Here is a 19,064-nt window from a genome sequence, read left to right as displayed (position 1 = left end):
GGCACGCCGGCACCGCTTTCCTGACCGGCGTCAGGAGGTGGCGGGCTTCCCGATCAGCATGGTCGGGGCGCCCGCCACTCGTGTGAGGAACACCGTCACCGCCTCGGAGCCCTGCGGCCTGGGGAGCACCTTCTTCCGCAGCTCCTCCGGCTCCACCGCCGACCCCCGCTTCTTCACGGTCAGGACGCCGACCCCCCGCTCCCGCAACAGCGCCTTCAACTTCTTCACACCGAAGGGGAGTTGATCGGTGATCTCGTAGGCGGTGGCATACGGCGTGGCGCGCAGCTCGTCGGCCGTGACATAGGCGATCGTCTCGTCGACGAGCCCGCCGTCGAGCTCCCGGGCCACGTCGGCGACCAGATGGGCCCGGATGACGGCGCCGTCGGGCTCGTACAGGTACCGCCCGACCGGCCGGACGTCCGGGTCGGGCAGGCCGGCGCCGAGCAGGGTGCGCGGCCCCGGCAGCAGAGTCGCCCGGACGGTCCCCGGTGCGGCGGTCCCGAACCACAGCACCGCCTCCTTCACGTCCCCGCCGTCCGAGATCCACTCGGCCTCGGCCTCGGCGGGGATCGCCTCGTGCGGCACCCCGGGCGCGATCTTGAGAGCGGCGCGTGGCGCGGCGAGGGCGGCCCCGACCGCCCACGACAGGGGAGGCGAGTACGCCTCGGGATCGAAGATGCGCCCCCGGCCGCCCCGGCGCGCCGGATCCACGAAGACGGCGTCGTAGCCGTCGGTGTCCACCTCGGTGACGTCCGCCTGCCGCACCTCGATCAGCTCGCTCAGCCCGAGCGCCTCGGCGTTCGCCCGCGCCGCCTCGGCCGCCGCCGCATCCCGGTCCACCGCCAGCACCCGGATGCCGGCGCGGGCGAGGGCGATCGCGTCGCCGCCGATCCCGCAGCACAGGTCCGCGACGGAGGTCACACCGAGCGTCTTCATCCGCTCGGCCCGGTAGCCGGCGACGCTCGCGCGCGTCGACTGCTCCACCCCGTTCGGCGTGAAGAACATCCGCTCCGCGTCGCGCGCCCCGAACTTCACCGCCGCCCGCTGCCGCAGCCGGGCCTGGCCGAGGGCCGCGGAGACCAGGTCGGCGGGATGTTCGCGGCGGAGCCGGGTGGCGACGGCGAGTTCGTCGGCGGGGGCGGTGCCGCGCACCGCGTCGAGGAGGGCGCGGCCCTCGGGAGTGCGCAGGGGGGCGAGGTCGTTCACCGGGTCATTGTGGGCCAGTCGGTGGACAGCGCGCCTCCGGCGGCGGTGTCGGACCGGCTTCGGGAAGGGCGACTGCGAAGATCCGGCGCCATGGGACCTGTCGTACAAAATGACATGAACGGCCTCGATGGGCCGGCCCGTCGCCGCCCCCGTACGGAAACCCGTCCCGGCAGGGAAATCCGCTCCGGAGACTGGAAGGGCACCATGCCCGATCCTGTCCGCCGCTTCCTGGACGAGGTCACGGCGAAGGGCTACACGGTGGCCCGTCTCGAGGACTACCTGTGAGGGCGCGACGCAAGGGCGCGGGACCGGCGGCCGTCCTGCTCGTCGCGCTCGTCCTGACGACCCTGAGCGGCTGCGCACAGTCCGTCGACCCGATCGAACGGCTGGGCAGGAAAGCCGCGGCCCGGGTCCACCCGGCCGGCCCGGCCGCCGGGCAGCCCGCCTACCGCCGCTGGGGTCTGACGGCACCCCTGGCCCCCGCCCCGGCCCACCCGGCCCGCTCCCTGGCGGGCAGCCCCGGAACCGCCCTCCCTCCGGTCGTGGACCATGTCCCGACCGCCGACAGGGTCGTCTTCCTCACCTACGGCGACGGCGCCGAACGCGACCCCCGCTTCGCCGACATGGTCCGCGAACTGCGCCTGCCGGTCAGTATGTTCCTCACCGACAGCGTGATCGGCCCCGGCTACGGCCGGCTGGCCAGGCTGCAGTCGGTCGGGGCCAGTGTCCAGAACCACACCCTGGACCACCCGGCCCTGCGCGGCCTGCCCTACGCCGGCCAGCGCGCCGAGATCTGCGGCCAGCAGGACAAGCTGCGCGCCCGTTTCGGCCTGCGCCCCCGCCTGCTCCGCCCGCCCTACGGCGCCTACGACGCCACCACCCGGCGCGCCGCCGCCGACTGCGGCATCGCGGCCGTCGTCCTCTGGCGCGCGTCGATGGGCCCCACCGCCCTCACCTACGCCCACGGCCCCCACCGCCTCCACCCCGGCGACGTCATCGCCGTGGCCCCGGACGAGACGACCGCCCCGGACCTGCGGGACCGGACGACGCGACTCCTGCGCCGGATCCAGAACGAGCACCTGACGGTGGCCCGCCTGGAGGACTACCTCTGACAGCCCGTCCTCCCGCGTCGACCGGAACCTTGGAGCCGGGACACCGACTGGTACGGCGGCTGGTACGGCGGCTGGGGTTCGTCCTCTGAGCCCGTCCGGCGTCAGAGGACGAGGCCCGTCCAGGACCGAAGCGGGGTCCGGGGGCGCCAGTCCCCGGAAACGGGGCCCTGTCACCGGGCGACCAGGACACTCACGGCGGCCGAAAACCTGGCGACGCGCCGCACGCATTGGCACTCCGCTTGACCGAGTGCTAATCGCGGTCATAGTCTCAGGTCTGGCACTCCCCACCGGAGAGTGCCAACAACGCGACGGGCAGGTCCGGCACCCGCGACGACGGATCCACCTGGTCGCCACCTCAGACAGTTAACCCCGTGAGATCTCCGAAGGGGGAGGTCGGATCGTGACGACCACCAGCTCCAAGGTTGCCATCAAGCCGCTCGAGGACCGCATTGTGGTCCAGCCGCTCGACGCCGAGCAGACCACCGCCTCTGGCCTGGTCATCCCGGACACCGCGAAGGAGAAGCCCCAGGAGGGCGCCGTCCTCGCGGTGGGCCCGGGTCGCTTCGAGAACGGCGAGCGCCTGCCGCTCGACGTCAAGGTCGGCGACGTCGTCCTGTACAGCAAGTACGGCGGCACCGAGGTGAAGTACAACGGCGAGGAGTTCCTCGTCCTCTCGGCTCGCGACGTGCTCGCGATCATCGAGAAGTAATTCACCCAGTTTTGCAGTGAACTGCGCTCCTGGCCCCGCGTGTTTGTGAAGCCGGGTGCCGGGGGCGCAGTTCGTTTCTCCCACTTTTTCCGAGAGGGCTGAACCGCTCCCATGGCGAAGATCCTGAAGTTCGACGAGGACGCCCGTCGCGCCCTCGAGCGCGGCGTCAACAAGCTTGCCGACACGGTCAAGGTGACGATCGGCCCCAAGGGCCGCAACGTCGTCATCGACAAGAAGTTCGGCGCCCCCACCATCACCAACGACGGTGTCACGATCGCCCGTGAGGTCGAGATCGAGGACCCGTACGAGAACCTCGGCGCGCAGCTGGTGAAGGAGGTGGCGACCAAGACCAACGACATCGCGGGCGACGGTACGACCACCGCCACCGTGCTCGCCCAGGCGCTGGTGCGCGAGGGCCTGAAGAACGTCGCCGCGGGCGCGTCCCCGGCCGCCCTGAAGAAGGGCATCGACGCCGCCGTCAAGGCCGTCTCGGACGAGCTGCTGGCCTCGGCCCGCCCGATCGACGAGAAGTCCGACATCGCCGCCGTCGCCGCGCTGTCCGCCCAGGACCAGCAGGTCGGCGAGCTCATCGCCGAGGCGATGGACAAGGTCGGCAAGGACGGCGTCATCACCGTCGAGGAGTCCAACACCTTCGGTCTGGAGCTGGACTTCACCGAGGGCATGGCCTTCGACAAGGGTTACCTGTCGCCGTACTTCGTGACGGACCAGGAGCGCATGGAGGCCGTCCTCGAGGACCCCTACATCCTCATCAACCAGGGCAAGATCTCCTCGATCGCCGACCTGCTGCCGCTGCTCGAGAAGGTCATCCAGACCAACTCCTCCAAGCCGCTGCTGATCATCGCCGAGGACCTCGAGGGCGAGGCGCTCTCCACCCTCGTCGTCAACAAGATCCGCGGCACCTTCAACGCGGTCGCCGTCAAGGCCCCGGGCTTCGGTGACCGTCGCAAGGCGATGCTCCAGGACATGGCCGTCCTCACCGGCGCCACCGTCATCTCCGAGGAGGTCGGCCTCAAGCTCGACCAGGTCGGCGTCGACGTGCTGGGCTCCGCCCGCCGTGTCACCGTCACCAAGGACGACACCACCATCGTCGACGGCGGCGGCAGCTCCGAGGACGTCGTGGGCCGCGTCGGCCAGATCAAGGCCGAGATCGAGAACACGGACTCCGACTGGGACCGCGAGAAGCTCCAGGAGCGCCTCGCGAAGCTGGCCGGCGGCGTGTGCGTGATCAAGGTCGGCGCCGCCACCGAGGTGGAGTTGAAGGAGAAGAAGCACCGTCTGGAGGACGCCATCTCCGCGACCCGCGCCGCGGTCGAGGAGGGCATCGTCTCCGGTGGCGGCTCCGCGCTGGTCCACGCCGTCAAGGTCCTCGAGGGCAACCTCGACAAGACCGGCGACGAGGCCACCGGTGTCGCGGTCGTCCGCAAGGCCGCCGTCGAGCCGCTGCGCTGGATCGCCGAGAACGCGGGCCTCGAGGGCTACGTCATCACCTCCAAGGTCGCCGAGCTCGACAAGGGCCAGGGCTTCAACGCCGCGACCGGCGAGTACGGAGATCTGGTCAAGGCCGGCGTCATCGACCCGGTCAAGGTCACCCGCTCCGCCCTGGAGAACGCCGCCTCCATCGCCTCCCTCCTCCTGACGACCGAGACCCTCGTCGTCGAGAAGAAGGAAGAGGAGGAGCCGGCCGCCGGCGGTCACGGCCACGGCCACTCCCACTGACCCAGGTCAGCACCCACCGCAGTACCGAGGCCCGGCCCCCCGTTCCACCGGGGGCGCCGGGCCTCGGCGTTCGCCGGACGCGCGTCGGCCACCGTCTCGGACAAGGAACCCGAAGCCCCCGGCGAGCACCGCACGCACGCCGAGCGAAAGCGCGTCCGTGCCGCGTCAGTCGGCGGCCAGTGCCAGGAGCGCGGGTGCCACGGGCCCGGTCACCTGCTGCCGCCAGGCGGCCAGCCCGGCCCGCTCCCGCTCGGGCGGTTCGGCGAAGCGCCTCGGACCGACCGGGGCCCGGCTCCAGTCGAACAGGGTGTCGGCGTCCAGGTCCAGTGACTCGCCTCTGGGTGTCCCCGAGACCGACGCGCGCCGCGAGCAGAGCTCGTAGGGCCCGGTCACGGGTGAGTACGGAGCCTGCCCTCGGCCAGCCGTCCGACGGTCTCGCCACTCCTGGCCCGTGGCTGCTCCCGCTCCCCGGTGTCCGTCACAGTCCTCCTCATCCTGCCAGGTCGGGGCCGGGGACCGGAGGGGCCGGGAGCAACCGAAGAGAACACGGCGGCGGGCGCGCCGAGGGCGAGGCGAGCGCGAGAAGGTCGGATCATATGATTGACGTCTGATGGGCGGGGGCGCTGTCGTTCAGGGGCGCGCGACACCGAGGGGGCGGGCGCACGGTATGGGACAGCACGGAGTCGGCTCGCCGCAGGGCGGCACTCCGGATTTCAAGGCGACCGCCGAGGACCTGACGAAGCTCGCGGGCGACCTCGGCGACATGCGCGAACACCTGGACGGCCAGGTCACGCGCATGGACGCGATCGTCGACCGGATCGAAGCGGGCTGGCGCGGCCCGGCGGGAACGGCGTACCGCGACTTCCATCGCGCGGCCGCCGAGGACGCCGTACGCATCCGGGAAGTCGTGAAGCTGCTGGAGGAGGCCGTACGGCTGAGCCGGGACGGCTTCTCCAAGACCGACCTCGACGTGCTGGCCGCGATGCGCCAGGTCAGCGTGGACGTCGACAGCGAGGTCGACAGGCTCTCCACGCCGAACGTGGAGGTGGCGACACCCCCGCGCAGCACTCTCGACGCGTACTGACGCACGCCACGCTCTGCGCACGGCCACCGCAGACGCCACCAAGGGGGAACATGTCGAACGGGTCAGTACCCGAGGAGCAGATCACGGTCTCCTTCGCGGCGCTTCAGGAACTCGCCGCCGAACTGGAGGACATCCTCAAGAAGCTCAACGAGAAGCTGGAGGCGCTCTACGGCCGGGTGGAGCCGGTGGTGTTGTCCTGGAGGGGCGAGACCAGAGAGGTCTTCGTCGACAAGCTCGACGAATGGGACCGGTCGGCCCAGGACCTGGAAGCGGCCCAGAAGTGGCTGCACGACTTCGTCACCACCGGGCACCTCAACTACACGGCGGCGCACCGGGCGGTACTGCGCGGCTGGGGTGCGCTCTGATGGCCACACCGATTCCGGCGCCTTCCGCGAGTCCCACTCCCACCCCGTCCACGGGGGGCGGTCTGCCTCAGCCGTCCGGCTCCGGCGGCGCGAGCCCGACGCCGCATCCGTCGCCCGGCGGTCTCACCGACCCCGCCGGCAACGACATCTCCCGCGGCGACACGGACTCCGACCGCCACCGACGCACCGCCGAGCTGCAGGCGATGAAGCCCGCACCGCCTGGCAACATCGTCGGCTTCGACGTCCAGCCACAGCACGTGTATTACGCCTCGTACATGCTGCGCAACGCACAGTACGACTTCGCCGGCCAGGCCACGAAGCTGGTCGAGGGGCTCGACGGGCACGAGCACGCGGTCGGCTGCGGCACCGGCCCCGAGGCTTTCGCCAAGGCGTACGCCGACACCGCAGTCCTCTTTCTCGAGGTGTGGAACAGGACGACGGAAGGCGTCGGCGGCGCCGCGGTCGGCCTCACGGTCACCGCGAACAACTACCTCCGGGCGGACCACACCCTCCACCCCCTGACCCCGGTGCTGGCGACGAAGAACCCGCCGGACGTCCTGAAGAGTGCCCGTGCGTCCGGGCCCGTCGCCGAACTCGGCTGGGGCAACGCCCAGGGTGAGGACGGCTGGGGCAACGCGATCATCGACGAGGTCTCGGGTGCGGTAGCCGCGGTCGGGGCCGAGATCCTCCGCCCGATCCTCAGCCACGCCCTGCGTCACGGCAAGGTCGCCGACATCACGCCCGGCGGCGACGACAGCGCCCTGCCGGAGATCGCCAAGGCCTGGCGGCAGGCCGCCAAGGAGGCCAAGACCTCCGCGGAGGCCTTCGACGACGCCATCGCCTACATCACCAACCCGGCGACGGGGCACGACGAGTGGCAGAGCGCGATGAAGCAGTTCTGCTCGGCGATGTGGGGGACGTCGGACTGGGGCAAGGAGCATCACGGCTACAAGTGGGCCCACAAGGAGGGCAAGCAGCCTGCTCTCGACGTTCTCCAGGACACCGCGCGGGATGTGGCGACGGCGTGCGACGGGGTCAGCGCGGAAGTGACGAAGATCCGCTCCACCATCGTCGACGTCTACAAGGACGCGGCGACCAAGACCTTCGCGGTGAAGAGTTTCAAGGATCTCCTCGAACTGATCGGCGAGCTCCCCGCGCTGGCGGCGGAGTTCATCACCAACATCGACACGGGCCGCCTGAACAGCGCGGTGGACTCCTACAACCGCGAGATACACGGCCTCGGCGACGGGCTGACGAAACTGAAGCCCGCGCTGGAGGAGGCGAAGCGCAGCGTCCCAACCTACTCTGCGGAAGAGGCACGGGCCGAGGCATTCGGAGCCCGCTCGCTCAATGACTTCAAGGGACAGCCGCTCTACACGGTCGCAGGGGAGGAAAAGGACAATCATTTCTACACGGTTGACCTGGCGAACCAGGAGGGCGTGCATGGAAGCCATGTGATCGACAAGCACGTCGGGCAGTCCGACGCGCAGCTCGTGAACCGGCTGCGGGACCAGCCAGGAATCACCGCCGCTTCTACGTTCACGGACCTTGCCACAGCACAAAAGGCGACGCAGAGCGCCATGGATGAGATCGGCCCGTCCAACACTCCTGCGAACGCTGGCAAACCTAATACCGGGGTCAATAATCCAGAGAAGATCGAGAAGTGGCTGTCGCGGCCACGGTCCGACAGTTCGAAGCTTGAACTGGACCCCGTGGAGTTCGACTACGTCACGGGAAGAACCATCCCGAGCGGTTCGACCACTGCTCATGAAACCCACAGCGTCAAGGTGATTCTCAAATACAAGAACGGTATCGATCCGCCTTACGTTGTCCTTACTTCCATGCCGAAGTGATCTGTGTACCCGAGTGAGTGATGTCCGTGAGCGTAGGAACCCTGCCCGAGTGTGCGTCCACCCTGTTCGACCCGCTTCGCGCCGTCGTCTGTCTGACCCCCAGAAGCTATGAGGATTGGGCTGACGACCTGGTCGCCTTCACGCGCGGTGATTGTGGTGGGAAGAGCGTTGGTGTTGACCCGGTCCCGATGTTCGAGGCTGTGACCGGTGAGCTAGTGAGGCAGAACCTCATGCCGGTCACGGCAGGAGGTGCAGAGGAGTTGCTGAAGTTCCTCGCGGTGGGATCCTTCTACGAGGGGCCGGATCCGTCACTTCGTGAAGCGGATGAGGTCAGGGACGGGTGTGTTCGCGATGTCCTGGCCTCTGTCGGCGATTCCGTCGAATTCTTCACGAACCATGGACACGCCGAGGACGGCCCGGACGCGGAGTTCCTGGTGTCCGGCTTCTACTGGAATTCCCTTGCCGTCACGCTCTACGACGTCTGCCTAATCGGGGTTACGCCGGAATGGCTGCTGGTCGCCTGGAGATTCGAGGACGCCTGAACGGGAACCGCGGACCGAAGTTCGGTTGGTGTCACACCCCGGAAAAGGGGCGGCCTTCCGGATCTTTCATCCCCAGTCGAATAGGCGTTCCCTGGACGCCTCGTACCTTCCCAGCGAAAGTGGTGATCGTGTCCGAGACAGCTCCTGTGCGTACCAGGACGTCGACCTACCCCGACCGGGAGACGGCTCAGTGGGCCACCCAGCAGGTGGTCACCGCCAACGAGCAGCTCATCCACCGGTGGCTCGCCCAGTCCACCCGCGCACGTCTGACCGTCGAGGCGTCGTGGCCGTCGCGGGAGGAGCCGGTGGGGCGGGTGCTGCTGCAGGCGATGATGCTGGCGGGGCGTGGCCCCGTCGACGTGCGGGCCGCCCGGGTGATCCTCAGGCGGGACGCCGGCCGACCCCACGGCTTCGCCGTCCAGACCACCTTCCCCGTCTACCTGTAGCACTTGTAGAGGCTGACCATCGTGCCCCTGAGCCCCCTCGAACACGACCGCCGCTACGGCGAACTCGACCAGGTCGTCCGCGCCTACGCGGGACAGCAGGCCGACGACACCCCGGACCGGCCGAGCCAGGCGCTGACCGCCTACCTGCGCCAGACCTGGCACGACAGGCCATGGGCCCTCGCCGTCGCCGAGCGCCAGTTGCGGGAGTACGCGGACCATCCGCCGGGACGGCTGAGACTGCGCCTGGGCGAGTTCTATCCCGTGCCCGACGTCGGCCTGCCGGACAGCGAGATCCAGCGGTGGCTGTACTGCCTGGCCGACCACATCAGGCACAGCGTCGAGCAGGGCGAGGCACCACCTCCGTCCACCCCGGCGACGCACTGGGAGTGGCACGCCCGTTTCCCCGAACTCGGGCAGTTCCTCGGCGGCTGGTTCTCCCAGGACATGCCCGACGAGTTCGCCGGTCACGACGCCGCCGTCGACGACTACCGGGCCACGACCGACGCCCAGCTGGTGGCTCGGCTGGTCGGCGAGCTCCATGAACTGCTCGCGCTCGACCTGGACGAGCCCGACTGCGCACTGGCTCTGGCCGAGCTGGGCATGGAGGTCGACCCGCCGGCGCCGTACGCGCTGAGCGGCTGGCTGGAGCTGGTCGCCCACCGGCTGGCCGGGCCGCGGGCCGTGTACGCGCCGGAGACGACGGAGGGCCGGGAGTGACCCTCCCGGCGGATGAGCCGGGGCCGCTCCGCGACGGTCTCGTCGTGGGGACGGACGGGGTCCGCTTCGCCGCGCTGATCCAGGTGGCCGACGACTGACGCGGCGTTGTTCAGGGGCCGCAGGAGACGACGGCCCATACGGTCTTTCCGGGCGCACCCGGCCGGGGTGCGACGCCCCAGTCCTCGGCCAGCGCCGCCACGAGCGTCAGGCCGCGCCCGCCGTCCGTGAGCGGCCGGCCGTCCGGGCCCGCCTCCTGGACCGGCAGCCGCTCCCCTCGGACGTCGGTGACCTCCATGCGGACGTGCCCCGTGTCGTCGTCCCTGCTGAGCCGCAGCTCGGCGTCTCGGCCGGGCACCCGGCCGTGGGGTGACGGCGTTCGCGGCCAGTTCGGCTGTGATCAGTTCGACGGCGTCGTTGATGGCCGTGCCGTACGGCCATCCCCAGGCGTCCATCTGCTGGGAGGCGATGCGTCTGGCCAGGCGGGCGCCGCGCGGGGTGGAGCTGAACCGAAGGGTGAGGCCGGTCTCGGGGGCGGGCCGGAGGGCGGTCGTGCCGACGGGGGTGTCGTCGTGGGGGAGGGGCATGTGCCGAAGATCCCGTGTCCGGGGTGGCTGTGGCCAGGGGTGACGGTGCCACAGCCGGGGCTTGTCGGGGCGCGGCGGGGTTCTGTGGGCGTGGTCGGGTGTGGTCGGGTGCGGGGCTGTGGAGCCGTCGGCGGACCGGGATCAGCGTCGAGCAGGAGCGAACAGTTCGCGGGAAGTTGTTGACAGTAAGCCGTCAGTGAGGTCTAGGGTGTGGGTGAGCGGGCCCGTTCGGGCGCTTGCGCAAGGGGAGAGTGAGCTGTGACGATCAAGGTCAGTCTTGAGGTGAGCGCGGAGGAACTTCCCGCGCTGATCGACGTGTTGGCGGCCCACGGTGCCGAGTTCGACCTGCGCACCACGTCGCGTCAGGCGGCGGCGCCGGAGCCGTCCGTCCTGGACCCGGAGGTGCTCGCGCTGATTCGCACGCGGGCTGCGTCGCAGTACGCCGACCTGTTCGTCTCCTTCGTGGAGAAGGAGGTTCGGGAGCACGGAGCGGTCGCCGAGCTGGGCACCGAGAAGACGAGCTACGTGAAGCTCTATGTGCCGGGCCCGCGCAAGGTGGGCGCGTACTGCTACGTGCGGCCGGACCGCACCTACCTCGACTTCCGCCTGCCCGGCGACGCGGCCGAGGGCTGCCGTTTCGCCGCCGCGCGCAACGTCCAGGCCGACAACGCGCACGCCGTGCGCCTGCCCCTCACGACCTCCGACGCCCTGCCCGAGGCGTACCGGCTGGCCCGTCGGTCCGCGGCGGAGGCGGAAGCGGCGTGACCGCGAAGCGCTGTCAGGCTGCGTAAGAACCCTCTGCTCGTTGCGGCGAGCGGACGCGAGGCCCGCCCGGAATCAGGCGGGCCTCTGCTCTTGCGTGGGCCCTGTCGGCCGGAAGCAGCGTGGTGCACAGGGAGACCGGGTCGAGCCGCTTGAGGCCGGGGCTCTTCTTCCGTGGTAGAGGCTGAAGCCGCCGAGGTGCACGTTGGTGGTCAGCCGATTACCGTACGCCGTCGAAGAGTTGGAGGGCAGCTTTCGCGCGGCGTCTGCATGCCTGGATCGGCCGTGCAGCGTGGGCAGAGCGTCTCGTCGTTCAGCGGCCGGAAGAGCATGGGCTGGATGTGGGGGCCCTCGCACTCCCGGGCTCCGGTGAGGCGGGGGGAGAGGCGGGGGCCGGTGATGTCCGCGGTCGAGGGTGGGTCCGCTGCGGGCGGCGGCGGCGGTGGTTTGGGTGCGGGGACGGTGGGGACGTCGCGGAGGAGGTGGCGCAGGAGGCCGCCGGGGCGGTGGACGGGGGTGCCGTCGTCGGGGAGGCCGCGCAGGATGTGGGCGCGGACGGCAGTGGGCGCGTGACCTGCGGCGAGCCACCGGGCGGTGAGGTGCGTCAGCTCGGCCTGCATGGCCCGGGGGATGTGGCGGAGGTCGGGGGAGAGGTGGGGGAAGGTGGCGGCGAGGGCTTGAGCCGCTTCGAGTGCGGCGAGGGGCGGGGCTGCCGGTTCCGGTTCCTGCTCCCGTTCCCGCTCTGGTTCCGGTTTCGGTTCCCCGTCCGGATCCGGTCCGGGCTCGGGTGCGGGGGGTTCGGGGGGTTGGTGGGGGGTGTTCTCACCGGGTGTCTTGTTGGGATAGCCGTCGGAGAGCGGAGGGGTCGGCTCGCCGACGGCCGGGATCCGGGGACTCGGTGCGACCTGCGAAGACACGGGAGATACGGGGGTTACGACCGCTGCGGCGACTGCTACGGGCAGCCGCGCGAGGATCTTGGCGGCCTCGGCCTCGTTCAACGGGACGCTGGAGACGAGCTGTTGGGTGACCCAGCGACCACCGGGCCCCTGGAGGCGTCGCTCGTGCACGAAGCCCTCCGCCTTCAGCTGCCGCTTGGCCCGGGTGAAGGCGCAGCCGCCGATGTTGGCGCGTTCGGCGGTGCGCGAAAGAGGTTCGCGCGCCCCCTCCGGGAGAGAGAGCTGCCAGGTGAGGAGTCGAACGGCGTCCGAGGAGAGGCGGGGATGCCGGATCAGGTCGTGGGAGTACTGGGTGAAGGCGCGCGGGGGCGCGATATGGTGCCGGTAAATCACGGTGGAACTCTTCTTTCCACTGGTGGTTCAGGCCCTCGTGAGCGGTTGCACCCGCTACGGGGGCCGTATTTGTGCTGACGGTACCGCACGGAGAGTGCATGGCTGGATGCGTTGAGTGAAGAAAGCTTTCTGGCGGGCGTTCACCCACACGAACCAACTTGGTTTGTTCGAACCCCTGTTGAGCTGCGCTGCTCCTAACCTGCCCTCACTGACAACGGAGTCACGAGGGAGCGAGGCGGGATGGACAAGGGTGCGGATTCGGGCGCAGGGGGCGTGGAGCCGGACTCGGACGGGGAGTTCCTGCGGTGCTTCGGCCGTCAGATGAAGCTGCTCCGGGAGGTGGCCGGGTACACGCAGGCGCAGTTGGGGGAACGGGTCGGGTACGGGGAGGCGCAGATCGCGGCGGTGGAGCAGGGGAGGCGGATTCCGAAGCCCGACCTGATCGACGTGGTGGACCGAGCGGTGGGGGCGCGTGGTGTCCTCGCGGCGATGAAGCCGGAGGTGGCGAAGGCGCGGTATCCGTCGTTCTTCCGTCGGTACGCGGAGTTGGAGGCGGAGGCCGTTGAGCTGCATGCCTACATCAGCCACGTGATCAAGGGCCTGTTGCAGACGGAAGAGTACGCGCGGGCGGTGTTCCGCATGTGGCGCCCACTCTTGGACGAGGAGGTGATCGAGCAGGGTGTGGCCGCGAGGGTGGAGCGGCAGAAGCTCTTCGCCCGTCGTCCCACTCCACTGTTCAGCTTCGTCATCGACGAGCACGTTCTGCGTCGGCCCCTCGGCGGTCGTGAAGTCTGGCGGGGCCAGCTGGAACAGTTGCTGATCTATGGCTGCCAACGAAACGTGGCGATGCAGATCATGCCGATGGAGCGTGAGGAGCATGCCGGTCTTGCCGGGCCGTTCACATTGATCCACTCGAAGGAACAGCGCAGGATGGCTTACATGGAAGTACAGGACGTGAGCGCCCTGTACGCGGAGCCGAAGAAGGTCAGCCCGCTCGAAGCGACGTACGGCGCACTCCGAGCGGAAGCGCTGACGCCCCGGGAGTCACAGGCCTTCATCGAGAAGCTGTTGGGAGAGCTATGAAGACAGGCAGTCCCGCGCCCGCCGCTGCTGAGCTGCACTGGTTCAAGAGCAGCTACAGCGCGGGCAACGGTGGTGATTGTGTCGAGGTCGCGAACACCGGTACGGCCGTGCTGGTCCGTGACTCCAAGCGGCCGGGGGACGGTCTCCTCACGGTCGGTGCCGACGAGTGGGCCGCGTTCGTGGGGATGGCCGCGCGCGGCTGATGTGGGGGAGGGGCGGCCGGCTGCCCGGCCGCCCTTTTCTCATGCCTCGCGGAGCACTCAGAACGCCTGGAGACAGACCCGCGCCTGATCGGCTTTCAGTGTCTCGACGTAGATGTCGATCCACTGCACCTTCTTGCGGCGGTCGTCGTTCACGCAGGGAGGGCATACCCCGGCCCAGCGCGCTCCCTTCAACGCCTGCGGCTCGGGCAGCCCCAGGTGCCCGAAGCGCTCTCCCTCTGGAGCAAAATCCGTCTTCTGCGCCTTCAGGGGCTCTTGGAGGTGCAGGTCCTCCGCGATGTCCTCGGCGGTCTTCTCGCCGGTGACGAAGGTGAGGAGGTAGACGTCCTCGTCACCCGGAGCTCGTGACCCGGACGCCCCATCGGCCGCAGGCTCGGACCGACGGCCCGACGAGTTTCTGCATCCCTGTTGACCCGGTGAGGCGCGCCGTCAGGTCTCCAGCGTGTCCAGCGCTCCCAGTTGGGCCATCAGGCCGAGGCGGTCGTACTGCCACCAGCCCTCGGCGATTCTGCCGTCGTCGTCGAACCGGAAGACGGTCGTCCCGGTCATGGTGACCTCCCGCCCGGTGGGCGCGAGGCCCATGAACTCACCGTGGTGCGTCGCGTCGAACGTCCAGCGGGTGCACACGCGGTCGTCCTCGGAGAGCTGGTCCTCGATGGCGAACGTGACGGTGAAACCGGCGCGCCACATGTCGATCTGGCGCCGCATGGCGTCCATGCCGATCGAGTCCTGCACATTGGACGGATCATGGTCGTGGTAGTCCTGCGCCAACAGGCCGTCCAGCGGTGCCAGCTCGCCCGGGGCGGCCACCGTCTCGAAGAACCGCCGCGCCGTCGCCGCGCACAGCCGCTCGTCCCGCACGACGTCGAGATCGGTGAACGTGGGCATCTCGTCGCACAGGGCCACCAGTTCCTGGAAGACCTTGCCGGTCTCCGGAAGGTTCGAGTTCCGCATGGCCTCCTCGAACGAGGGGAACTCCACGATCTCGATGAAGTGCGAGGCGTCGGAGCGGTCCTTGCCGACCACCGCGTGGGTGGCGGTCCGCTTCCCCTTGGTCTGCTCGACCCATGTGTCCATCAGCCGGTCCATCTCGTCGAACCGGCTGGTCCTGCAGTCGATGAGCTGTACGAACGTCATGGCGTCGCCTCCGGCCCCCCTGGATCCGGTGTTCGGACACGCCCATCCTCCCACCGGAACGCCGACGCCACCCGCCCGCCCGCGGATCCGTCACCGGGGTCCGTACTTGCGCCCCGTCCGCGAGCTGACGCCGCCCAGCAATGACCGCGGGGTCACCTTCACCAGCCCCATCAGCGCCTTGTACCGCGGGTCGGGGATCGACACCGACTTCCCGCGCGCCAGGTCCTGCAGCGCCGCCGCGACCAATTTGTCCGCGTCCAGCCACATCCAGCCGGGGATGTTGTCGGTGCCCATCCCGGCCCGCTCATGGAACTCCGTGCGCACGAAACCCGGGCACAGGGCCATCAGCCGCACGCCCGTCCCGGCCAGGTCCTTCGCCACGCCCTGCGTGAACTGCACGACCCACGCCTTGGACGCCCCGTACGTCCCGCGAGGTACGAACGCCGCCACCGAGGCCACGTTGACGACGCCCCCGCGCCCGCGCTCGCGCATCGTGGCCGCGGCCGCGGACGTCAGCCGCAGCACCGCCTCGCAGTGCACCTTGAGCATGGTCAGCTCGTCCGCCATGGAGACGTCGAGATAGCGGCCCTTGTTGCCGAAGCCGGCGTTGTTGACCAGCAGGTCGACGGGCTTCTTGCGGTCGCCGAGCCGGACGGCCACCGCTTCGATGCCCTCGTCCGTCGACAGGTCGGCCGTCAGCACCTCAGCCTCGATGCCGTGCCGGTCGTGCAACTCGGTCGCCTGCTCGCGCAGCCGCTTGGTGTCCCGTGCGACGAGGACGAGATCATGCCCGTCCGCCGCCAGTCTGCGGGCGAACGCGGCGCCGATGCCCGCGGTCGAACCCGTGATGAGAGCCGTTGTCATGACAGAAGGTTAGTGACCCGGAGCGGGTCCGTCCGCTCTCTGCACGCGGCCTCCCGAAGGTGAAGGTCGCGTGAGCGCCGCTCACCCCGGAGGTCTCACTCTCCGTGCTGCTCCAGATACTTCCGGGCCGCGGCCAGCGTCTCCGGATGCAGGGCGTCGCCCGCGGCGAGCGTCCGGGGCAACAGCTCCCGGTGTGTGGTGACGGCCTGGAACTGCATGCGGGCCGTCACCTCGTGATCCGGCAGGTGGACGATCTCCACCGCGTCCCCCGCGCGGATCTCACCCGGCACGATCACCCGCAGGTACGCGCCCGTGGCCGCCTTCTCGGTGAACCGCCGGACCCAGCGCCGCTCACCCAGATGCCCCTGGAAGGTGAGGCACGGTATCCGCCCCGCGCTCACCTCCAGCACCACCTCGGAGCCGATCCGCCAGCGCTCGCCGATCCGCGCGCCGGAGACGTCGAGCCCCGACGTGGTGAGGTTCTCGCCGAACGCGCCGGCGGCAAGCGTGCGCCCCAGTTCTCGCTCCCATGCGTCGAGGTCCTCGCGCGCGAAGGCGTACACCGCCTGGTCGTCGCCGCCGTGATGGCGCAGGTCGCACACCGTGTCCCCGGCCAGGCCGCTCGCGCCGACGCCCTTCGGGCCGGGCGCGGACACCCGCACGGGCCCCTCGACCGGCTGTTTGTCGATGCCGGTCAGGCCCTGGGGCTGGTCGGTGTAGGGCACGGCCGTCGGGCGGCCCAGATTGACGGACAGAAGCCTCATGGCGGCACGATAGGCGACCGGACATCAAAGTGTCGACGCATTATTCGCCTGGAAACCCAAGACTCCCTTATGCTCGGCGTATGATCGAGGCACGTCATCTTCGCGTACTGCGCGCCGTCGCCGCCACCGGCTCCTTCTCGGCGGCCGGGCGGGAGCTGGGCTGCACCCAGCCGGCCGTCAGTCAGCAGATGAAGGCCCTGGAGGCGTCCGTCGGCACCCCGCTGCTGATCCGCAGCGGTCGTGAGATGCGGCTGACCCAGGCGGGCGAGGCCCTCGTCCGGCACGCGGCCGGGATCCTGTCGGGCCTCACCGCGGCGGAGGAGGAGGTCGCGGCCATCGCCGGCCTGCGTGCCGGCCGGGTTCGCCTGGTGTCCTTCCCCAGCGGCAGCTCCACCCTCGTCCCGACCGCCCTCGCCGCCCTGCGCGCGGCCCACCCCGGCACCCGCGTCTCCCTCGAGGAGGCGGAGCCGCCGCAGTCGGTGCGGCTGCTGCGCGAAGGCGACTGCGACATCGCCCTCGCCTTCCGCTACGAACGCGCGACCCCCGGCGGCGCGGACGGGCAAGGCCCCGGCCCCGTCCGCGGCCCCGGCCCCGTCCGCGGCCCCGGCCCGGTCCGTCCGGGCGGCCTCGGTCTGGCGGACCCCGGTGACGACGAATGGGACGACCTGGTCGTACGGCCGCTGCTGAAGGACCGCCTGGTGGCGCTCGTCCCCGAGCGGCACCGCCTCGCCCGCACCGGATCCCCGGACACCGTCGCCATCGGCGACCTCGCCGCCGAGCCGTGGATCGCCGGCTGCCCCCGCTGCCGCGGCCGGCTGGTGCAGGTGTGCGAGAGCGCGGGCTTCACGCCCCGCATCGACTTCGCGACCGACGACTACCCGGCGGTGGTGGGCCTGGTCGGCGCCGGTCTGGGCGTCGCCGTCCTGCCCCAGCTCGCGATCGACTCCGTACGCCCCCGCGGCGTCCGGGCGCTGACGCTGGAACCGGCGGTGCGGCGGGAGATCGTCGCGCTCACCCTGCCCGACCTGGCCAACGTGCCGGCGGTGGCGGCCACCCTGGAGCAGCTGGGGCGTGCCGCGGCCCCTTCATGACATGGCCGACGGAGGAAGCCGATGGCGAGGGCCGATGGCGGAAGCCGATCACGGAAGCCGATGACGGAAACGGAGGGCACGCGTGTGTGCCCTCCGTTGTGCAGAAACGTTCCTTCATGTGTTCGAAGCGGTGTCTCTCGCGCCCGACGACGCCGAGACCAGGCGGTTGCGTGCCCGCCCCATGAGCTCTTCGCGCTCGTCCTCGGTCAACCCGCCCCACACGCCGTACGGCTCGCGTACCGCCAGCGCGTGCGCCGCGCACTGCGCGCGGACCGGGCACCTCATGCAGACCTCCTTGGCCGAGTTCTCTCGAGCGCTCCGAGCCGCCCCGCGTTCGCCCTCCGGATGGAAGAAGAGCGAGCTGTCCACTCCGCGGCAGGCGGCGAGAAGCTGCCAGTCCCACAGATCCGCGTTCGGTCCGGGAAGGCGGGAGAAATCTGCCATTGCGTGACCCCTTGTAGCCGTTCAGAGCGGATACCGTGCCCACGACCGTACAACTACGATCTAAGGAGATGAAAATATGACTCATTGCGAATCTAGCCTCAGACACCAGTGAAAGGGAAGAAATAGGGCCAAACGGGGCGTCGCTTGTGGTGAAAGCTTGAGGGTCCGTGTGGCTGACTCCTCTGTGTCCGCGCCCTCACGTAGAGTGCCGAAGAATGCACGCGGCCCCGTAACTCTTTCGAGTGACCATCGTTGAGTGAGCGGTGGCGGTTGGAGAAGACAAACGCTCGGGCAGGCGTCCGAGACGGTCGACCGCACAGGTGACGATTTCGTACCAGCCTGGAGGCACAAGGTGACGCGCATCAGCTGCGGAGGGCGGCCATGACTTCCGTCCTCGTCTGCGACGACTCCCCGCTTGCCCGAGAGGCGCTCCGCCGCGCGGTCGCGACCGTGCCCGGTGTCGAGCGCGTGACGACGGCGGCCAACGGCGAGGAAGTCCTCCGCCGCTGGGGTGCCGACCGCTCGGACCTGATTCTGATGGACGTGCGCATGCCCGGACTGGGCGGCGTCGAGACCGTACGGCGGCTGCTGTCGGCCGACCCCGGCGCCCGCATCATCATGCTGACCGTCGCGGAGGACCTCGACGGCGTGGCCCTCGCGGTCGCGGCCGGCGCCCGCGGCTATCTGCACAAGGACGCCTCGCGCGCGGAACTGCGGGCGACGGTCACGCAGGCCCTCGCCGACCCCACCTGGCGGCTCGCCCCGCGGCGGCTGAGGTCAGCCGAGATGGGAGCGGCGCCCACGCTCACCGCGCGTGAGATCCAGGTCCTCGAAGGCATGAGTCACGGCCGCTCCAACGCGGAGATCGGCCGTGAGCTGTTCCTCTCCGAGGACACCGTCAAGACGCACGCCCGACGGCTGTTCAAGAAGCTCGGCGCGTCGGACCGCGCACACGCGGTGGCCCTCGGCTTCCGTTGGGGCCTGGTCCGTTAGGAGAGGCCGCCCCGGTCTTCGTCGCCCGGGCCCTGGGCCCCGGTCGCGGCCGGTCCCGCGA

The 19,064-nt window shown here is 70.1% G+C and carries 21 protein-coding genes and 2 pseudogenes; 15 read left to right on the top strand and 8 right to left on the bottom strand.

Annotation, left to right across the window (positions count from 1 at the left end):
- Positions 1-30: 30 nt before the first annotated feature.
- The gene (locus tag C6376_RS05465) at positions 31-1,206 is read right to left on the bottom strand and encodes a methyltransferase domain-containing protein (protein WP_254075845.1); all 1,176 of its coding nucleotides are present in this window, start codon (positions 1,204-1,206) and stop codon (positions 31-33) included.
- Between the two features lie 189 nt (positions 1,207-1,395).
- On the opposite strand from C6376_RS05465, the pseudogene C6376_RS05460 reads away from it, so the two are divergent.
- The 4 genes and pseudogenes from C6376_RS05460 to groL all read left to right on the top strand — a co-directional run.
- Positions 1,396-1,491: pseudogene (locus C6376_RS05460) on the top strand (polysaccharide deacetylase family protein); the annotation flags it as partial.
- Positions 1,488-2,318 (top strand): polysaccharide deacetylase family protein, encoded by an 831-nt coding sequence (locus C6376_RS05455; RefSeq protein ID WP_107442367.1) that lies wholly within the window; start codon positions 1,488-1,490, stop codon positions 2,316-2,318. The pseudogene C6376_RS05460 and the gene C6376_RS05455, both read left to right, overlap by 4 nt.
- 400 nt (positions 2,319-2,718) lie before the next feature.
- Positions 2,719-3,027, top strand: a complete 309-nt coding sequence (groES, locus tag C6376_RS05450; RefSeq protein ID WP_057584642.1) for a co-chaperone GroES — start codon at positions 2,719-2,721, stop codon at positions 3,025-3,027.
- Between the two features lie 111 nt (positions 3,028-3,138).
- Positions 3,139-4,764 (top strand): chaperonin GroEL, encoded by a 1,626-nt coding sequence (gene groL / locus C6376_RS05445; protein WP_107442365.1) that lies wholly within the window; start codon positions 3,139-3,141, stop codon positions 4,762-4,764.
- A 165-nt stretch (positions 4,765-4,929) separates the two neighbouring features.
- On the opposite strand, the gene C6376_RS05440 is transcribed toward groL, so the two are convergent.
- Positions 4,930-5,157: a hypothetical protein gene (locus C6376_RS05440; RefSeq protein ID WP_107442364.1), complete on the bottom strand. Its 228-nt coding sequence runs from the start codon at positions 5,155-5,157 to the stop codon at positions 4,930-4,932.
- Positions 5,158-5,431: 274 nt separating this feature from the next.
- Here C6376_RS05440 and C6376_RS05435 point away from each other — a divergent pair, with 274 nt between their 5' ends.
- The 6 genes from C6376_RS05435 (at position 5,432) to C6376_RS05410 (ending at position 9,771) form a co-directional block, all read left to right on the top strand.
- On the top strand, positions 5,432-5,848 hold the full coding sequence (locus tag C6376_RS05435) for a WXG100 family type VII secretion target (protein ID WP_107442363.1): 417 nt from the start codon (positions 5,432-5,434) through the stop codon (positions 5,846-5,848).
- A 50-nt stretch (positions 5,849-5,898) separates the two neighbouring features.
- Positions 5,899-6,213 (top strand): WXG100 family type VII secretion target, encoded by a 315-nt coding sequence (locus tag C6376_RS05430; protein WP_107442362.1) that lies wholly within the window; start codon positions 5,899-5,901, stop codon positions 6,211-6,213.
- A gap of 203 nt (positions 6,214-6,416) precedes the next feature.
- Positions 6,417-8,066, top strand: coding sequence for an RNase A-like domain-containing protein (locus C6376_RS45030; RefSeq protein ID WP_254075844.1), 1,650 nt, complete (start codon positions 6,417-6,419; stop codon positions 8,064-8,066).
- 26 nt (positions 8,067-8,092) lie between these two features.
- The gene (locus C6376_RS05420; protein ID WP_159083158.1) at positions 8,093-8,608 is read left to right on the top strand and encodes a hypothetical protein; all 516 of its coding nucleotides are present in this window, start codon (positions 8,093-8,095) and stop codon (positions 8,606-8,608) included.
- A 146-nt stretch (positions 8,609-8,754) separates the two neighbouring features.
- Positions 8,755-9,054: an RNase A-like domain-containing protein gene (locus C6376_RS05415; protein ID WP_107448789.1), complete on the top strand. Its 300-nt coding sequence runs from the start codon at positions 8,755-8,757 to the stop codon at positions 9,052-9,054.
- 21 nt (positions 9,055-9,075) lie between these two features.
- Positions 9,076-9,771 carry a contact-dependent growth inhibition system immunity protein gene (locus C6376_RS05410; protein WP_107442359.1) on the top strand — a complete coding sequence of 232 codons (696 nt, stop codon included), beginning with the start codon at positions 9,076-9,078 and terminating at the stop codon, positions 9,769-9,771.
- Between the two features lie 109 nt (positions 9,772-9,880).
- On the opposite strand, the pseudogene C6376_RS05405 reads toward C6376_RS05410, so the two are convergent.
- Positions 9,881-10,250 (bottom strand): annotated as a pseudogene (locus C6376_RS05405) (ATP-binding protein).
- A gap of 363 nt (positions 10,251-10,613) precedes the next feature.
- On the opposite strand from C6376_RS05405, the gene C6376_RS05400 reads away from it, so the two are divergent.
- Positions 10,614-11,120, top strand: a complete 507-nt coding sequence (locus C6376_RS05400; protein ID WP_107442357.1) for a hypothetical protein — start codon at positions 10,614-10,616, stop codon at positions 11,118-11,120.
- Positions 11,121-11,329: 209 nt separating this feature from the next.
- Here C6376_RS05400 and C6376_RS43700 read toward each other — a convergent pair whose 3' ends face one another.
- On the bottom strand, positions 11,330-12,406 hold the full coding sequence (locus C6376_RS43700; protein WP_159083157.1) for a hypothetical protein: 1,077 nt from the start codon (positions 12,404-12,406) through the stop codon (positions 11,330-11,332).
- Positions 12,407-12,646: 240 nt separating this feature from the next.
- Here C6376_RS43700 and C6376_RS05385 point away from each other — a divergent pair, with 240 nt between their 5' ends.
- Together C6376_RS05385 and C6376_RS05380 are read left to right on the top strand one after the other, a co-directional pair.
- Positions 12,647-13,489: a helix-turn-helix transcriptional regulator gene (locus C6376_RS05385; protein ID WP_107442354.1), complete on the top strand. Its 843-nt coding sequence runs from the start codon at positions 12,647-12,649 to the stop codon at positions 13,487-13,489.
- On the top strand, positions 13,486-13,692 hold the full coding sequence (locus C6376_RS05380; RefSeq protein ID WP_107442353.1) for a DUF397 domain-containing protein: 207 nt from the start codon (positions 13,486-13,488) through the stop codon (positions 13,690-13,692). Before C6376_RS05385 ends, C6376_RS05380 begins: the two co-directional genes overlap by 4 nt.
- Positions 13,693-14,139: 447 nt before the next feature.
- Here C6376_RS05380 and C6376_RS05370 read toward each other — a convergent pair whose 3' ends face one another.
- The 3 genes from C6376_RS05370 to C6376_RS05360 form a co-directional block, all read right to left on the bottom strand.
- Positions 14,140-14,847: an ester cyclase gene (locus C6376_RS05370; protein WP_107442352.1), complete on the bottom strand. Its 708-nt coding sequence runs from the start codon at positions 14,845-14,847 to the stop codon at positions 14,140-14,142.
- Positions 14,848-14,937: 90 nt separating this feature from the next.
- Positions 14,938-15,711 carry an SDR family oxidoreductase gene (locus C6376_RS05365; RefSeq protein WP_107442351.1) on the bottom strand — a complete coding sequence of 258 codons (774 nt, stop codon included), beginning with the start codon at positions 15,709-15,711 and terminating at the stop codon, positions 14,938-14,940.
- 95 nt (positions 15,712-15,806) lie between these two features.
- Positions 15,807-16,475 carry an MOSC domain-containing protein gene (locus C6376_RS05360; protein WP_107442350.1) on the bottom strand — a complete coding sequence of 223 codons (669 nt, stop codon included), beginning with the start codon at positions 16,473-16,475 and terminating at the stop codon, positions 15,807-15,809.
- Between the two features lie 80 nt (positions 16,476-16,555).
- Here C6376_RS05360 and C6376_RS05355 point away from each other — a divergent pair, with 80 nt between their 5' ends.
- Positions 16,556-17,566, top strand: coding sequence for a LysR family transcriptional regulator (locus C6376_RS05355; RefSeq protein WP_107442349.1), 1,011 nt, complete (start codon positions 16,556-16,558; stop codon positions 17,564-17,566).
- Positions 17,567-17,680: 114 nt separating this feature from the next.
- On the opposite strand, the gene C6376_RS05350 is transcribed toward C6376_RS05355, so the two are convergent.
- A complete protein-coding gene (locus C6376_RS05350; protein WP_057584636.1) occupies positions 17,681-18,010 on the bottom strand; it encodes a WhiB family transcriptional regulator in 330 nt (109 codons plus the stop codon).
- Between the two features lie 381 nt (positions 18,011-18,391).
- Here C6376_RS05350 and C6376_RS05345 point away from each other — a divergent pair, with 381 nt between their 5' ends.
- Positions 18,392-19,003 (top strand): response regulator transcription factor, encoded by a 612-nt coding sequence (locus C6376_RS05345; protein ID WP_003948568.1) that lies wholly within the window; start codon positions 18,392-18,394, stop codon positions 19,001-19,003.
- Positions 19,004-19,064 lie beyond the last annotated feature (61 nt).

Origin of the sequence: Streptomyces sp. P3 (assembly GCF_003032475.1) — a bacterium.
Lineage (GTDB): Bacteria > Actinomycetota > Actinomycetes > Streptomycetales > Streptomycetaceae > Streptomyces.
Note: the sequence above shows the minus strand (reverse complement) of the source record. Positions and strands in the feature narration are given on the sequence as shown.

Excerpts from the sequence above, each read along its gene's own strand:
- C6376_RS05370 (WP_107442352.1), bottom strand. The coding sequence starts at position 14,847 with ATGACGTTCGTACAGCTCATCGACTGCAGGACCAGCCGGTTCGACGAG.
- C6376_RS45030 (WP_254075844.1), top strand. The coding sequence starts at position 6,417 with ATGAAGCCCGCACCGCCTGGCAACATCGTCGGCTTCGACGTCCAGCCA.
- C6376_RS05380 (WP_107442353.1), top strand. The coding sequence starts at position 13,486 with ATGAAGACAGGCAGTCCCGCGCCCGCCGCTGCTGAGCTGCACTGGTTC.
- C6376_RS05360 (WP_107442350.1), bottom strand. The coding sequence starts at position 16,475 with ATGAGGCTTCTGTCCGTCAATCTGGGCCGCCCGACGGCCGTGCCCTAC.
- C6376_RS05365 (WP_107442351.1), bottom strand. The coding sequence starts at position 15,711 with ATGACAACGGCTCTCATCACGGGTTCGACCGCGGGCATCGGCGCCGCG.
- groL (WP_107442365.1), top strand. The coding sequence starts at position 3,139 with ATGGCGAAGATCCTGAAGTTCGACGAGGACGCCCGTCGCGCCCTCGAG.
- C6376_RS05345 (WP_003948568.1), top strand. The coding sequence starts at position 18,392 with ATGACTTCCGTCCTCGTCTGCGACGACTCCCCGCTTGCCCGAGAGGCG.
- C6376_RS05430 (WP_107442362.1), top strand. The coding sequence starts at position 5,899 with ATGTCGAACGGGTCAGTACCCGAGGAGCAGATCACGGTCTCCTTCGCG.
- C6376_RS05385 (WP_107442354.1), top strand. The coding sequence starts at position 12,647 with ATGGACAAGGGTGCGGATTCGGGCGCAGGGGGCGTGGAGCCGGACTCG.
- C6376_RS05435 (WP_107442363.1), top strand. The coding sequence starts at position 5,432 with ATGGGACAGCACGGAGTCGGCTCGCCGCAGGGCGGCACTCCGGATTTC.
- C6376_RS05350 (WP_057584636.1), bottom strand. The coding sequence starts at position 18,010 with ATGGCAGATTTCTCCCGCCTTCCCGGACCGAACGCGGATCTGTGGGAC.
- C6376_RS05355 (WP_107442349.1), top strand. The coding sequence starts at position 16,556 with ATGATCGAGGCACGTCATCTTCGCGTACTGCGCGCCGTCGCCGCCACC.